The sequence below is a fragment of the Prolixibacter sp. SD074 genome, assembly GCF_009617895.1.
Classification (GTDB): domain Bacteria; phylum Bacteroidota; class Bacteroidia; order Bacteroidales; family Prolixibacteraceae; genus Prolixibacter.
The window spans coordinates 357,113-372,118 of record NZ_BLAW01000001.1; the positions used below are offsets into that span (position 1 = coordinate 357,113).

General features: G+C 45.0%; 18 protein-coding genes. 14 read left to right on the forward strand and 4 right to left on the reverse strand.

Features of this window, described 5'->3' with window-relative positions; all coding sequences use genetic code 11:
• The first annotated feature begins 76 nt into the window (after positions 1-76).
• From GJU82_RS01495 to GJU82_RS01515, 5 genes are all read left to right on the forward strand, one after another.
• A complete protein-coding gene (locus tag GJU82_RS01495; RefSeq protein ID WP_228488522.1) occupies positions 77-1,996 on the forward strand; it encodes an ATP-dependent DNA helicase RecQ in 1,920 nt (639 codons plus the stop codon).
• A gap of 86 nt (positions 1,997-2,082) precedes the next feature.
• Entirely contained in the window at positions 2,083-2,715 is a 633-nt protein-coding gene (locus GJU82_RS01500) for a DUF5063 domain-containing protein (protein WP_153630529.1), read from the forward strand.
• A 15-nt stretch (positions 2,716-2,730) separates the two neighbouring features.
• A complete protein-coding gene (locus GJU82_RS01505) occupies positions 2,731-3,339 on the forward strand; it encodes a 3'-5' exonuclease (RefSeq protein ID WP_153630530.1) in 609 nt (202 codons plus the stop codon).
• 81 nt (positions 3,340-3,420) lie between these two features.
• Positions 3,421-3,744, forward strand: a complete 324-nt coding sequence (locus tag GJU82_RS01510) for a hypothetical protein (protein WP_153630531.1) — start codon at positions 3,421-3,423, stop codon at positions 3,742-3,744.
• A 99-nt stretch (positions 3,745-3,843) separates the two neighbouring features.
• Positions 3,844-5,109 carry a DEAD/DEAH box helicase gene (locus GJU82_RS01515; protein WP_153630532.1) on the forward strand — a complete coding sequence of 422 codons (1,266 nt, stop codon included), beginning with the start codon at positions 3,844-3,846 and terminating at the stop codon, positions 5,107-5,109.
• On the opposite strand, the gene GJU82_RS17825 is transcribed toward GJU82_RS01515, so the two are convergent.
• Positions 5,092-5,292 carry a helix-turn-helix transcriptional regulator gene (locus GJU82_RS17825; protein WP_153633266.1) on the reverse strand — a complete coding sequence of 67 codons (201 nt, stop codon included), beginning with the start codon at positions 5,290-5,292 and terminating at the stop codon, positions 5,092-5,094. The genes GJU82_RS01515 and GJU82_RS17825 overlap by 18 nt on opposite strands.
• Here GJU82_RS17825 and dinB point away from each other — a divergent pair.
• Entirely contained in the window at positions 5,258-6,331 is a 1,074-nt protein-coding gene (gene dinB, locus GJU82_RS01525; RefSeq protein WP_153630533.1) for a DNA polymerase IV, read from the forward strand. The two genes, GJU82_RS17825 and dinB, sit on opposite strands and share 35 nt — an antisense overlap.
• A 251-nt stretch (positions 6,332-6,582) precedes the next feature.
• Here the strand turns inward: dinB and GJU82_RS01530 are convergent, their stop codons facing one another.
• The 3 genes from GJU82_RS01530 to GJU82_RS01540 are packed head-to-tail and all read right to left on the reverse strand — an operon-like array spanning position 6,583 to position 7,614.
• Positions 6,583-6,966: a VOC family protein gene (locus GJU82_RS01530; RefSeq protein ID WP_153630534.1), complete on the reverse strand. Its 384-nt coding sequence runs from the start codon at positions 6,964-6,966 to the stop codon at positions 6,583-6,585.
• A gap of 12 nt (positions 6,967-6,978) precedes the next feature.
• Positions 6,979-7,365: a diacylglycerol kinase family protein gene (locus GJU82_RS01535; protein ID WP_153630535.1), complete on the reverse strand. Its 387-nt coding sequence runs from the start codon at positions 7,363-7,365 to the stop codon at positions 6,979-6,981.
• A 6-nt stretch (positions 7,366-7,371) separates the two neighbouring features.
• A complete protein-coding gene (locus GJU82_RS01540) occupies positions 7,372-7,614 on the reverse strand; it encodes a DUF2007-related protein (RefSeq protein ID WP_194830936.1) in 243 nt (80 codons plus the stop codon).
• A gap of 323 nt (positions 7,615-7,937) precedes the next feature.
• Here GJU82_RS01540 and GJU82_RS01545 point away from each other — a divergent pair, with 323 nt between their 5' ends.
• The 8 genes from GJU82_RS01545 to GJU82_RS01580 all read left to right on the forward strand — a co-directional run bounded on the left by GJU82_RS01545 (position 7,938) and on the right by GJU82_RS01580 (position 14,978).
• Complete coding sequence (locus GJU82_RS01545; RefSeq protein WP_153630537.1) at positions 7,938-8,150, forward strand: hypothetical protein; 213 nt, start codon at positions 7,938-7,940, stop codon at positions 8,148-8,150.
• Positions 8,151-8,204: 54 nt separating this feature from the next.
• The gene (locus GJU82_RS01550) at positions 8,205-8,843 is read left to right on the forward strand and encodes a Spy/CpxP family protein refolding chaperone (RefSeq protein WP_153630538.1); all 639 of its coding nucleotides are present in this window, start codon (positions 8,205-8,207) and stop codon (positions 8,841-8,843) included.
• Positions 8,844-9,705: 862 nt separating this feature from the next.
• Positions 9,706-10,272, forward strand: a complete 567-nt coding sequence (locus GJU82_RS01555; protein ID WP_194830937.1) for an AraC family transcriptional regulator — start codon at positions 9,706-9,708, stop codon at positions 10,270-10,272.
• Between the two features lie 95 nt (positions 10,273-10,367).
• A complete protein-coding gene (locus GJU82_RS01560) occupies positions 10,368-11,006 on the forward strand; it encodes a Spy/CpxP family protein refolding chaperone (RefSeq protein ID WP_153630540.1) in 639 nt (212 codons plus the stop codon).
• A gap of 20 nt (positions 11,007-11,026) precedes the next feature.
• Positions 11,027-11,239 (forward strand): SHOCT domain-containing protein, encoded by a 213-nt coding sequence (locus tag GJU82_RS01565; RefSeq protein WP_153630541.1) that lies wholly within the window; start codon positions 11,027-11,029, stop codon positions 11,237-11,239.
• A 5-nt stretch (positions 11,240-11,244) separates the two neighbouring features.
• A complete protein-coding gene (locus GJU82_RS01570) occupies positions 11,245-11,631 on the forward strand; it encodes a DUF302 domain-containing protein (protein WP_153630542.1) in 387 nt (128 codons plus the stop codon).
• 177 nt (positions 11,632-11,808) lie between these two features.
• Positions 11,809-13,884: a copper-translocating P-type ATPase gene (locus GJU82_RS01575; RefSeq protein ID WP_153630543.1), complete on the forward strand. Its 2,076-nt coding sequence runs from the start codon at positions 11,809-11,811 to the stop codon at positions 13,882-13,884.
• Positions 13,885-13,913: 29 nt separating this feature from the next.
• On the forward strand, positions 13,914-14,978 hold the full coding sequence (locus GJU82_RS01580; protein WP_153630544.1) for a class I fructose-bisphosphate aldolase: 1,065 nt from the start codon (positions 13,914-13,916) through the stop codon (positions 14,976-14,978).
• The last annotated feature ends 28 nt before the right edge of the window (positions 14,979-15,006 follow it).

Sequence of the window (15,006 nt, forward strand, 5' to 3'; positions counted from 1 at the left end):
GTTGAGGCAGGAAATAACGTACTTTATGAAAGATGGATAACAGACCAGTTTTTGACGGGTTAATTCCTAAATTTGTGTGTCTGATCATATGAGGGATTTTCATCAAATATTAAAGAAATACTGGGGTTACGACGATTTTCGTCCGTTGCAGGAAGAGATCATCCGTTCGGTTGAATCGGGAAAGGATACGCTGGGATTGATGCCCACTGGCGGCGGAAAGTCCATTACGTTCCAGGTTTTCTCGATGGCCAACGAGGGGCTATGCCTGGTGGTAACGCCATTGATTGCGCTCATGAAAGACCAGGTGGAAAACCTAAAGAAACGTCGCATTAAAGCATTGGCGGTGTATTCAGGAATGACTTCCATGGAGATTGATGTCACCCTGAAGAACGCTGTTTATGGAGATTATAAGTTCCTGTATGTTTCTCCGGAACGATTGGCCAGCACTTCGTTTCAGGAGTACCTGCACCGGATGAAACTCAACCTGATTACGGTTGATGAAGCCCATTGTATCTCACAGTGGGGATATGATTTCCGTCCTTCGTACCTGAATATTGCTTCATTGCGTGACTATTTCCCCGATATTCCGGTTTTGGCGCTTACGGCAACGGCTACTCCTGACGTGGTCGACGATATTCAGGACAAGCTGAGGTTTGCCGGGAAGAATGTCCTGCAAAAAAGCTTCTACCGCGAAAATCTGGTGTACATGGTCCGGCAGAAAGAAGATAAGCTGGGCTACCTGGTCGAAACGGTGAAGAAGGCTAAAGGCAGCGGCGTGGTATATGTTCGCAGCCGAAAGAAAACACGGGAAATTACCGAATTGCTGAGAAGGGGGCGTGTTTCTGCCGATTTCTATCACGCCGGGCTGGCGCCGGAAATACGGGCAACAAAGCAGGATGAGTGGATGAGCGGTAAATCGCGGGTAATTGTGGCGACCAATGCCTTTGGCATGGGAATCGATAAGCCGGATGTTCGTTTCGTGATTCACGTCGATTTGCCCGATTCGCTGGAAGCATACTTTCAGGAGGCTGGCCGGGCTGGTCGTGACGGGAAAAAGGCGGCAGCTGTTCTGCTCTTCAATGCCACCGATAAACGAAGACTACACAAACAGGTAACCGATAGTTTTCCACAAATGGACATGATTCGCCGGGTTTACCAGGCGCTGGGGAACTACTTCAGCGTGGCTGTTGGAACGGCCAAAGGGCGGGCTTTCGATTTTAACCTGGGCGATTTTTCGCGCAATTTCAATTTCCAGCCGCTGGCTGTTTTTCATTGCCTGAAAATATTGCAACGCGAAGGTTACCTCGAATTCACCGATGAACTGGAACATGCATCACGCATTTTTTTTCGGGTGAACCGCGATGAACTATATAAATTTCAGGTAGTTAATGCCTCCTTCGACGCGTTCATCAAGCTGCTCCTTCGTTCGTATACCGGCGTTTTTAGCGAATTTACGGTAGTAAATGAACGGATTTTAGCACAACGGGCCAAGACCACCTTGGAAGTGGTGAAGGAATACCTGAACAGGTTGAATGTGCTGAAAGTAGTCCGCTATATTCCCAGACGGAAAAGTGCATTGGTTATTTTCACCAAGGAGCGGATTGACGAAAAACGGATCAAAATCAGTCCGGAGAATTACGCCATTCGTAAGCAACGGTTCCTCGACCGGGTAGATGCTGTCATTCGCTATGCTGCTCAGGAGGAGCAATGCCGAAGTGTGGTCCTGCTCGATTATTTTGGACAGACGGATGGTCAGCCTTGTGGTGAATGTGATGTTTGCCGGCAGGAACATCAGGCCGGTGTTACCCGTTCGGAATTTGAGCGGATTTCCCGGAAGGTGAATGATTTGTTAATGGAGAAGCCATTACCGATTCAGGATTTGGTGCATGAGTTGGACGGGAAGGAAAAACAGGTGCTGGGCGTAACGCGCTGGATGCTGGATAATGGCGATATAATAAACAGTCCGGACGGGCGTTTACATAGTAGAGAATCCTGACAAAAGCTAAAGGCGCGCGTCTGAATTCTCTCGCTTTTTTATATTACCTTTGTGCCTGATTTATAAAAATAATCTGTCATCGGTTAATGGAAGGAGAAAGTTCACATATTGTCTATTCTGTAAATGTTATTGAGTTTGTAACTGTAGCCAACGAGTATTGTGCTACGCTGGAGACGATGGACGAATTCAACCGGACGGATTTTGTGCATAAAATGCAGAAGATTTTTCCGTTGTTGTATTTGAAAGCATCGCTGCTTCCGGAAGTGGAAAATATGCTGGAGGATGAGCCGGCGAAGTTTGTTTCGGAGGGAGATTACAATTATTTGCATCGTAAGCTGCAAGTAAAACTGGGTGAGCACGATGCCTACCTGGAGGTTTTCGATCCGGCAATGCAATACAGCGAAGATCCTGTTGAAGGAAGTCTGGCAGAGAATATGGCTGATATTTACCAGGATTTGAAGGATTTCATCCTGTCGTACCGCATTGGTACGGTTGAGGTCATGAATGATGCTTTGTTGGAGTGCCGGAGTAACTTTGCTGATTATTGGGGACAACGATTAGTGAACGGTCTTCGGGCATTGCATAATTTAACTTTTGGTGATGTGGATTTGTCGGAAGATGCGAAGAAGATAGATGCCGTACAGAATAAAGAAGAGGAACAAATTGATAGTCCCGACTGGATTTTGAAACAACAATTCAAGAATTTCAGAGGGGAATAGGAAGATTTTATTGTTATGAAGGAGGAAACAACTGTTTTACATAAGTGTATTTCGAAAGAAGAACTGAATGAATTGCCATTGAATCATTTCGAGGGTGAGATTCAGCTTATCGAGACACTGGAACAGGTAGACGAAGCGGTTCACTATCTGGAACAGCAGTTAATTCTTGGTTTCGATACCGAAACACGCCCTTCTTTCAAAAAAGGGCAAACCAATCCGGTTGCCCTTCTTCAGCTTTCTACTGCCGATAAAGCATTTTTGTTCCGAATCAATAAAATCGGTTTGCCGGAAAGCCTGCTCCGCATTTTGGCCGATACAAAAATTGTGAAGAGTGGCGCAGCAATTCGCGATGACATTAAGATTTTGAAGAATGTCAATCATTTCCGTCCGGGAGGATTTGTTGAATTGCAGGAATATGTCAAGGATTTTGGAATCGAAAATTTCAGCCTGAAGAAACTGGCCGGAATTGTGCTGGGATTCCGTATTTCCAAATCACAGCGCCTGACTAACTGGGAAGCCCCGATTTTAACAACATCTCAGCAAATCTATGCGGCTACGGATGCCTGGGTTTCGTACGAAATATATGTTCGCCTGCTCGAAATGGAAGGTCAGATGGCAATCTGATCCCGACAGGACGGTACCCTATTCATTCCCGGTATCGTTTATTACAACGGAACCGTTGTTTATCAGGCGTATTCGGCCGGAATGTGGCCCAACCGGTCATTGATTGCCGAAGCCATTCGGAATGCCCTGGGAGAAAGCGTTTCGGCGATTTACGATAAAAATGCCAGAACGCTTCCGTTCAAAGCAGATGTAGAACCGGAAGATAGTTATCTGTGGGGCGGATCCACCACGCATGAGGTGATGGAGTATGGCAACAAGTTTGAAGTGGATTGGGAAACCGGACTCTTCGTCGATCAACGGAAGGTCCGCATCCTGCACCAACAGACGCAACCCGCTGATCATCTAATCGATATTTATCATCCGGAAGGAGAATATTTGAAGGGATTAGTGCTTTATGTCGAATAGTTTATAGCTTAGCAGAAAATGAAAACATCCGGATAAGAAGTTCCGGGAGAAGATACCAAACTTAGTTTATTAGAAGTAAAAACAGTAAACCCAATAACATTGAAATTCACCGAATTTGATTTTGAACCGGAAGTAATGGATGGACTCGAATCCATGGGATTTGAGGAGTGCACGCCTGTGCAGGAGTTAGCCATGCCGGTTATTTTTCAGGAAAAAGACCTCATCGCCTGTGCCCAAACAGGAACCGGAAAAACAGCAGCTTATTTGCTCCCTGTGCTCAATCGCGTTGCACGCGGAGGCAGTAAAGGAATCGATACACTCATTATTGCCCCGACGCGGGAGCTGGTATTTCAAATCGATCAGCAGATCGAAGGTTTTTCTTATTTCTGTCCTGTTTCGTCGATTGCCGTTTACGGCGGGGGTGAGGCCAATGCTTTTGAGCGGCAGCGGGTGGCACTGCGGAAAGGCGCTGACATCATTGTGGCTACGCCGGGCCGGTTGCTGGCGCACATGAATTTGCGCTACGGCGATTTCTCCACGGTCCGTCACCTCATTTTGGATGAGGCCGACCGGATGCTCGATATGGGCTTCTTTGAAGATATTATGCGCATTGTGCGAGAATTGCCGGTCGAACGGCAAACACTGCTTTTTTCAGCTACTATGCCGCCCAAAATCCGCAAACTGGCCAACAGCATCCTGAGAGAGCCTCAGGAGGTAAATATTGCTATTTCCAAGCCGGCTGAAAATATTTTACAGGTGGCGTACATGACCTACGAAAGCCAGAAGTTACCGCTGGTAAGTGATCTGCTAAAGGATAAGGATGATTGCGAGAGCATCCTCATTTTTACTTCCCGCAAGGCCAATGTAACACAGATTGTCCGGGAGCTGAAAAAGATGAAATTCCGTGCCGATGGCATTAGTTCCGATTTGGAGCAGGGAGAGCGGGAGGAGGTACTGCGCAATTTCCGTAACAAGAAGACGCAGATAATGGTAGCTACCGATATTCTGTCTCGTGGTATCGATATCGAGGGCATCGACTTGGTGCTGAACTTCGACGTGCCGAACGATGCGGAAGATTATGTGCACCGGATCGGTCGTACGGCGCGGGCCCAACGTTCCGGTGTTGCCATCACCTTCATTACCGAAAAGGATCAGCACGATTTCAAGAAGATTGAAGAGCTGATTGAGCGGGAAGTGACCAAAATTCCGGTGCCTCCCGAATTGGGCGAATCGCCGGTTTATAACCCGAAGAAGTTTAGCGGCAGGGGCCGGGGGAACGGAAAACCCTTTCGCAAAGGCGGAAAAGGCGGAAATCGTTCTGGTGGCAAAGGACGCAACCCTGGCAAATCATCCCCAAAGAAATAGCTTACTTTTCAAATCGATATCTACTAACTCATCCAACGAATAATTGAAGACTTCAGCCAGCTCTCGCAGATTGTTAACGCGGGGCAGGGAAGTCCCTTTCTCAATGTTTCGGATTTCCCTGTTACATTTGTACGAAGGAAATCCTGTTATGGAAACGATCCGGAAAATTATCCATATCGATATGGATGCATTCTATGCATCAGTAGAGCAGCGAGATAATCCCGAATTGCGGAGAAAACCTGTGGCTGTGGGTGGAAGCCGGCAGCGTGGTGTGGTGGCTGCTGCCAGTTATGAAGCGCGTAAGTTTGGCGTCCGATCGGCCATGCCTTCTGTTACCGCAGCCCGAAAATGCCCTGAGCTTATCTTTATCAAACCGCGCTTTGACGCGTATCGTCAGGTTTCAGGGCAAATCCAATCTATTTTTCACGAATACACCGATCTGGTGGAGCCACTTTCGCTAGACGAAGCCTTTCTGGATGTAACTTTTCACAAGAAAGGAAAACCATCGGCGACCCTGATTGCCCGCGAAATCAAGCAGCGGATAAAGGACGAAGTTAACCTGACCGCATCAGCGGGGGTTTCCTGTAACAAGTTTTTGGCAAAAATTGCTTCCGACTACCGGAAACCGGATAGCATCTTTGTCATTCCGCCGGAAGAGGCTGAAGCATTCGTAGAAAAGCTGGAGATAGACAAATTCTTTGGTGTTGGTAAAGTAACGGCCACCCGTTTTCATGAAATGGGCATTCATTTTGGGCGCGATTTGAAAAAACTGGAACGGACAGAACTTATTCGTTCGTTTGGTAAAGCAGGAAATTATTACTACGACATTGCCCGGGGCATCGATAACCGGCCGGTAAATCCAAACCGGGAACGGAAATCGATTGGTGGGGAACGTACTTTCGATCGCGATCTGTATGATGCGGAAGAGTTAAAGCACGAACTGGAAATTATCGCCGAAATTGTCTGGAACCGGGTCAGGAAAAAGCAGGCCATGGGAAAGACGATAACGCTCAAGGTGAAATATGCCGATTTCGAACAGATTACCCGGGGCCATACCTTCCGCGGAAACGTTATCGGGGTGAAGCAGCTGTATCGCACCGGTGTCGATTTGTTGCCGTACGACGAAGCAGCCCAAAAAGGCGTTCGTCTTTTGGGATTGACCATGTCAAATCTGACCCTTCCGGGTGAAGGAATTCCTGTTCAGCTTACCCTCGAATTCTAATAAGAGCCCGGAAGGAAACCAATCCGGCCGGAACAATATTGAAGAGGTAGAAAGTCTTAATATTGAGGTGAATTACATCGAAAAGGCCCAGTGTCAAACCGGTCATGACGCCGCCGGCGATAAGTAATAATCCGGTGAGTATAATGATATTTCAAGCAGGAGCGGGAACGTCTGCAAAGTAAGTTTACATTTTGTACGGCAAATTAACCATGGTATGTAAAGAGAAGACATTTACATCCGGTATTTTGTTTTTACCCGGTAATTTCGATATGGTTTCCATCGGGATCGAGAATGACACTTTCATAGTATCCATCACCGGTTACCCGCGGCTCTCCGGCAATCACGTAACCATCGCGGCGGAGTCTTTCCGTGAGTTGATCAACGGTTGTCCGGTTACCTACCGAAAAGGCCAGATGCGTAATTCCGGTCAGGTCTGTGCTGCCTGAGTTCTGGCTCATTCCCGGCCGGTGCATCAGCTCCAGCCGTGCTCCTTCATCGAACGAAAGGAAATAGGACGTAAACTGCTTATCCGGGTTGTGATATTGTTTCCCGGCTTTCGCCGAGAAATAAGTCTCGTAGAACGTTTTCATCTCCTCCAGGTGGAGCGTCCAGATGGCAATGTGTTCAATCTTCATCTATTCTTTCAATTACGAAAACAGTGGGAAAATAAGTTTCGGAATGAAGATAATCAATCCTGCGATAAAGGCCGTAATAGCTGCCAGGGTAACCGCTGCCGCGGACATATCTTTGATGTCTTTTATCCGTGTATGGTACTCCGGCGATACGAAGTCGCAAAGGCGTTCAATTACGCTGTTGAATGCCTCGGCCGTAAAAACCAGCCCGCTCACAATGATAATGCTGAGCCATTCGGCCAGGGAGAGTCCTGTCCACCAGCCAACCGCCAGCACCACGATGAAAGCGATCAGATGTATGCGGAAATGAACCTCTCTCCCGGCAAGGAGACGCAATCCTCTCCAGGCATGGCCAAAGGCTCGTTTTCTGCGGACAAAAAAGTTATCGTTTGATTTTTTCATTTACGACTAACGGCGGGCTATATCAGTCAAATACTGGTTTACTACTTCGCGGGCTTTCTCTTCATCCTCGCTGGAAACCACCAGCCGGATCGAACTTGTCCCTCCGGCGCTCGTGTACCAGGGCACCAAAGTTCCCTGGATTTCATCCTGAACGAATACTCCAGTTGCTGCATTTTCCAGCAGGCTTTTCACCAGGCCGGCTTCCCAACTGGTTCCGGCAAATACTTCTATGGCTTTAATGTCATTCATGGTCATGGATACTTTGATGATGGCTAAAGTTAGCAGTTAATTCATAAAACTCAATTCCCCTAACGGGAATTTGGAGACAATCACCTGCCTCAGAAGAAGAGTTCATGTTAAAAAATCTAAAAAACAGGATAACCTGCCGAATGTATAAATCTTATCACGGATTGTGTAACAGCTAAACCATTGGCCGGACTTAACTTTGAAAATAAAATGAAGGGAGGCTATAATGAAATCGATACTCCATTAAAAACGAAATGGCCGGCATTATTAATGATGCTCACCGGTAGGTAAATCAACGAAAAGTTCAATCACTAAAATCAGAAGCCATGTTTTTCAAAATATTTCTCATATCAATCGTACTGGTCGCCTTTGTCATGCTGGCGTTAGGCGTGAAAATGCTCTTCGATCCGAAGGCCGAATTTACCGCTCATTCCTGTTCGATGGAAGATGGTAACGATGCTCAGGGATGCGCAGCATGCCAGGTAAAAGAGATAGCCGACTGCGAAAATAATGAACCGGCACAAACTGTTTCCGGGTAATCACCCGATGTAACGAATTAGATGTTTTAACAAAAATTAAAAGGAGAATTTGTGATGAAGAAAATTGCAGTATTAATTGTCGCTGTACTTCTGGCAACAGGCTTGTCAGCTGAAGCACAATCAAACATGAACCAGGGATCGATGCGCAACATGCACAATCAATCGGGCATGATGATGCAGGGAAACCGAACGGGAAACTACGGAATGATGTCCGGTGAAATGATGGGACAAGGTATGATGAATGGTAACTATTCCCATATGATGGGAGGGACCTTGCCCATGTGGAGGTATGAACGAATGGTAGCCATGCTGCCCCGCATGCAGTCACAGCTTTCGCTGACATCCGATCAAACGGAGAAACTGATTGACCTGAAATCAGCTTATCAGAAAAAAGAGATCGATTTAAGCGCGTTGCAACAAAAACGACAACTGCAACTGCAGTCGTTGCTTCAGAGCAACGCCTCAGCTGAAGCGGTACGCAAACAATTGCAAAGTTGCACCGATGTAAGTATTGATATGGGCGTAGAAGCCTATAAAACGGTTCAGCAAATGGAATCCGTTCTGAATAATTCCCAACAGAAAGAATTCCAAAGTTGGATGATGAATTCCATGCAGAATAATAAGATGATGAATTCCATGCAGAATAATAACATGAACGGCCATGGCATGGGAAAAGGAATGATGAACAATTAATGGATTGAGGCGTATTATTAAGTAGAAATACCCTTGTTCGGAATGAGTGAAGTCGTGTTTAGGCTTCACCCGTTTCGGATTTTTGCATTGTCATCATTCTCTTTAAGGTATTACATAAACATCGGTCTCGCCGAAAAAATACTAAAAAATGGTTTTACATGGTAATCGCTGCCCTTAATCAACTCGGTGCCGGAACAAAACAATTTATATTTTACTCTGTTGTAAATAGAAGATAGCTGTTCCTTTTTGATAAATAAGAACAGCTTTATATTGACAAAATGGTTTATCTGTACAAAATACCTACAATCCGGATTGCGGCATTTTGCCTTATATCTTTTTTGGGTGTTTACCTGGTAAATACAGTTTGTCTGACAAATGATGCCATTATTTCATTGGCAGAAGTTCATGAGGTTAATCACCACCACGGTGAATCCACGAGTTCTGAGTCGCAACATGGGCATGGCCACGATTCAAGTGAAAAAGATGATAATTGTTGTTCCGGATCGTCCTTCCAGTATTATTCGTTGGTTCAAGGCTTAATTCCGCACTTCGAACTTGAGGAAGTAGTATCATATTTTATATCATCTATACTTCATATACATTCAATTCCAACCTATTTAAAAGATGTCGCTGTTAGTTTGGTAGAAAATAATAGTAATGGTCCGCCAACACTATCGACTTCCGGAATGTCAGTGCGCATTCTCATTCAATCTTTTATAATTTGAAATACCCTTGATTAGGCGGAAGTTTATCATTTACTTCTGATGGGATTGCCTATTGTGTTTACTTTGAGATAATGAGCAATCCCAGATTATTGTCAATTACATTTTCCAGGGTATTTTATACTTATAATAGATTAAACATGGAAACACGGGTTTTACATATAAAAAACATGAGATGCCAGCATTGTATATGGGTTGTCGAAAAAATTATTAATAAACTGAAAATTAAAATCGAGGAAATTAATCTGGGGGAAGTTGTAATCGAAACTTCAAATGTGGATGCTGACTATTTGGATGAGTTGAAAGTTGAATTGAAAAAAGGCGGTTTTGAATTGGTTGAGAGCAAAAAGATGCAGATTGTGGAACAGATAAAGGCCTACATTTTATATTGGTTACAAAAAAATTCTATTGATAAGGAGAGAAGAAATTTATCTGATTTCCTTGTAACGAAAACAGGACTGAGCTATGGTTCTCTAAGCACGGTCTTTTCAGAAGTTGAAAATTTGACTATTGAGAAATATTATATCAATCAGAGAATTGAAAAAGCGAAGGAACTCATACTTTTTGATGAGCATAATTTTGAAGAAATATCTTATGAATTGGGATACAGTAGCCTCGCTCACTTTTCAAGTCAGTTTAAATCGATAACCGGTGATTCACCGCTTCAATACAAGAAAAAGTTAAAACAAAGGGAATTACTACTATGAAAATAATAAAATACTATAAACTCTTTTAAAAATTATGTAACAGTTAAGCAATTAATTTTCACCTACTTTGCATAAACAATTTAAAATTTAATGACATGAAAAAGATGAAAAAGTTAGTAATTATTACAACAGCCCTCCTGTTTATGGCAGGGTATACGGCAAGCGCCCAAATGATGGGACAAAACAACAATCAAAATCAAAAACAAGGCATGATGATGCAAAACAGCGGAATGATGAAAGGTGGCATGATGCAAAGTGGCGGAATGATGCAGGGCATGATGAACAATGGTATGTGCCCTATGTGCGGGCAAATGATGAACCAAAACATGCTCATGAAAAAATACGGCATGATGGTGAACCGCCTGCCAAACATGCAGCAACAACTGTCGCTCACCGATGACCAGGTGAATCAACTTTTCGATTTGCAAACCGGGTTTAAAAAGCAACAACTCGATTATCAGTCAGAACTGCGTAAAAAACAGATGAAGTTGAATAGTTTGCTGGCAGACAACGCCTCGGCCAGCCAGGTAAAAAACCAGATGGAAGCCTGTTCCGAAACAAAAACCGACATGAAAGTAGCTGCTTATGAAACCGCCGGAAAAATGAAAGCAGTGCTCACCAACGACCAGAAAGAGCAATTGAAAAACATGATGATGCAACAAGGCGGAATGATGAAAGGTGGCATGATTAACCAGGGCCAGGGTAGAATGATGCAAAATCAAAATAATCAATAATAAAAAGAAAGGAGGATATTATGATGGGAGGAGGATTCGGAATGGGCTGGTGGTGGATAATCGGCATTGTTGTGCTGATTGCCATTATCTGGCCGTTGGCGCAAAGGTTCAACAGGAACAACAGCGCCAGTCAAAGCCCCGGCAAGTCGGCGCTCGATATTTTGAAAGAGCGCTACGCCAAGGGAGAAATAGACAAACAGGAATTTGAAGAACGGAAAAAGGATTTAATGTAGAAAATATGAAATATTATATTGAAAAAACCACCAATTATTCTTTCGACGAAGCCGTTGAAAAAGTAACAGAAGAATTGAAAAAAGAAGGTTTTGGCGTATTGTCAGAAATAAATATCCACGAAAAGCTAAAGGAAAAGCTGGATGTGGATTTCAGGAAATACAGGATTCTTGGCGCGTGCAACCCGCCCAAAGCTTATGAAGCGCTCCAGGCAGAAAACAAAATAGGCACCATGTTGCCCTGCAACGTAATTGTGCAGGAACTGGATGAAAGCAAAACAGAAGTTGCAGCGGTTGACCCGGTAGCTTCAATGATGGCCGTTGGAAATGCTGAGCTCGAAAGCATTGCGAAGGAAATCCGCACAAAACTTCAAAAAGTCATCGACGCCGTGTAATCATAATTAGAAACAAAATATGGATATCAATGAAAAACGTCCGCCCAAAAAAATATTGTACTACCCGTGGGCGGCATGCACGATTGGGTAACGCTGGGCTTGTCGGTGAAGAACAAAAAACAGTAACCCAAAAATTAAAGCAGGAAAATATCTTATGATAAAGTAAAATGAAGCGAAATGGATAAGCAACACAATCATCAGGAACCCGGACACCATAAAGCGCATGACCACCATGAACAACATGAACACCATGACGGGCACACGCATAAAGACAGTAACCACAGCGGGCAGGGCCAAGGGTCGCATGATCACCATGCCATGATGATCCGGGATTTTCGCAAACGGTTTTGGGTTTCAACCATCATTTCAATCCCAATCCTGGTTTTCTCACCCATGATACAGGACTTTTTGGGTTACGAGTGGCTGCTCCCGGGCAACAAATATATCTTGCTGATCCTTTCTACCTTTGTTTACTTCTGGGGGGGCTGGCCTTTTCTAAAAGGGTTTTATGAGGAGATAAAAGCCAAAGGCCCAGGAATGATGACATTGATTGCCATGGCCATATCAGTTGCCTATTTTTATAGCGCCGCCACGGTGTTTGGCCTTAAAGGGGTTGACTTTTTCTGGGAGCTCGTTACATTGATCGACATCATGTTGTTGGGCCACTGGCTGGAAATGAAATCGGTATTGGGGGCATCAAAAGCCCTTCAACTGCTGGTAAGCATGATGCCTGCCGAGGCACACCGGGTGAAAGGCGATAAAGTGGAAGATGTGAAACTGGAAGAACTCCAAAAAGATGACATTATCCTCATCAAACCCGGAGAGAAAGTATCGGCTGACGGGGTTATCGTGGATGGCAGCAGTTACCTGAACGAGTCGATGCTTACTGGTGAATCAAAACCGGTAAAAAAGGAAAAGGACAATAAGGTGATCGGGGGATCCATTAATGGCAACGGATCACTGAAGGTAAAGGTAGTGAATACCGGTAAGGACAGTTACCTGAACAAGGTGATAAAAATGGTCGAAGAAGCGCAAAAAACCAAGTCGAAAATGCAGAACCTTTCCGACAGGGCGTCTAAATGGCTTACTTATATCGCCCTTACCACTGGTTTTGGGACTTTAACCGTATGGCTGTTGCTAGGCTACGATTTTGTTTTTGCCCTGGAAAGAATGGTTACGGTCATGGTTATTGCCTGTCCGCACGCGTTAGGCCTGGCTATACCGCTTGTGGTGGCCATTTCAACGGCCGTGTCGGCGCAAAACGGCTTGCTGATACGCAACCGTACGGCCTTTGAAGAATCAAGGAAAATCACGACGCTTCTGTTTGATAAAACAGGAACATTGACATCTGGTGTTTTCGGCGTTGCCAGGTATGAATCGATAAACAAAGCAATTAAAAAGGAAGAAATGTTCCGCCTGGCCGGCGCTTTGGAGCAAAACTCGGAACACCCGATTGCCGTTGGCATCATAAATAAACTGAAAGAATTGAAAGTAAATATCCCCAAAACTGAAAAATTCAATGCCATTACCGGAAAGGGTGTTGAAGCCAGGGTTGAAGGGAAACAGGTAAAAGTAGTAAGCCCCGGTTACTTAAAAGAGAAAAACTGGGAAATGCCCGAAGGTTCGGTTTCAAGCGAGGCGGAAACAGTGGTCTTTGTAACTATTGATGAAAAGGTTGCAGGTTATATAGCGCTGTCGGATGCCATTCGCCCCGAAAGCAGGGAAGCCATCAAGACATTTAAAGATAACAATATCAAGACATTTATGGCTACCGGCGATAATGAAAGGGTGGCCAAAGCGGTAGCATCCGAACTCGGGTTGGATGGCTATTTCGCTGAGGTTTTACCCCATCAAAAAGTGGAGATCGTTAGAGATCTACAGGGCAAGGGTGAGTTCGTGGCCATGACCGGCGACGGCGTAAACGATGCCCCGGCTCTGGCACAAGCCAATGTGGGCATCGCCGTGGGCTCGGGAACTGATATAGCGGCTGAAACCGCAGATATCGTTCTCGTGAACAGTAATCCTAAAGACATAGCCAACCTGATATTATTCGGTAAAGCAACTTACAACAAAATGATCCAAAACCTCATTTGGGCCACCGGATATAATGCTGTGGCGATCCCGCTGGCGGCAGGTGTATTATACTCCGCAGGATTTGTGCTGGGCCCTGCTGTCGGGGCTGTTTTCATGAGCCTGAGCACCATCATAGTTGCCATTAACGCGCAATTCTTAAAACGTAAAATGAAAAAATAAAAACAACTATTTAAAATAAGCAGCAAAAAATGATAAACAGGATAGAAAAAATTAAAGAATACCTGGGCAGTTCACAGGATGATCTATTAACACATACTTGTGAAACAATAACCGCAGACCAACTCACGCTTCCCGGTCCCGATTACCTCGAAAAGGTTTTTACAGGAAGCGACCGCAACGTACAAGTGCTGAAAAGCCTCGCTTCCATCTATAATCATGGCAGGTTGGGCGGTACCGGCTTCCTGTCAATATTGCCTGTTGACCAGGGTATTGAGCATACAGCAGGCAGCTCTTTTGCCCCAAATCCCATGTACTTCGACCCTGAAAATATCATCAAACTGGCAATTGAAGGCGGGTGCAACGCGGTGGCCACCACCTTTGGGGGACTGGCATTGCATGCCCGAAAATATGCGCATAAAATCCCCTTTATAGTAAAGATAAACCACAACGAACTATTGACCTATCCCAATACCTATGACCAGATTATGTTTGGGTCGGTACGCGAGGCATGGAACCTGGGGGCGGCGGCGGTTGGAGCCACCATTTATTTTGGCTCTGCCGAGTCCGACCGACAGATACAGGAAGTATCGGAAGCTTTTGAGGAAGCACACGAAATGGGGATGGGCACCATTTTATGGTGTTACACACGAAACAGTGCCTTTAAAACAGCAGACAGGGATTACCATACCGCGGCCGATCTTACCGGACAAGCCAACCATATCGGGGTAACCATTAAGGCTGACCTGATCAAACAAAAGCTTCCTGATACTAACGGAGGATTCCGTGACCTCAAATTTGGAAAAATGGTCCCGGCAATGTATGATAAGCTTGCCACCAATCACCCTATTGACCTGTGCCGTTACCAGGTGGTCAACAATTACATGGGAAAAATTGGTTTGATCAATTCGGGCGGCGCCTCTTCAGGAGCATCCGATTTCGCGGAGGCTGTACGCACTGCCGTGATCAACAAAAGAGCGGGGGGTACCGGGCTGATTTCAGGAAGGAAGGCTTTTCAACGCCCGTTTCAGGAAGGTGTCCAATTACTGAATATCATTCAGGATGTTTATCTTTCAAGGGACATCACCATTGCATGATTTTATAAATAACTAAAAATTAAAAAAA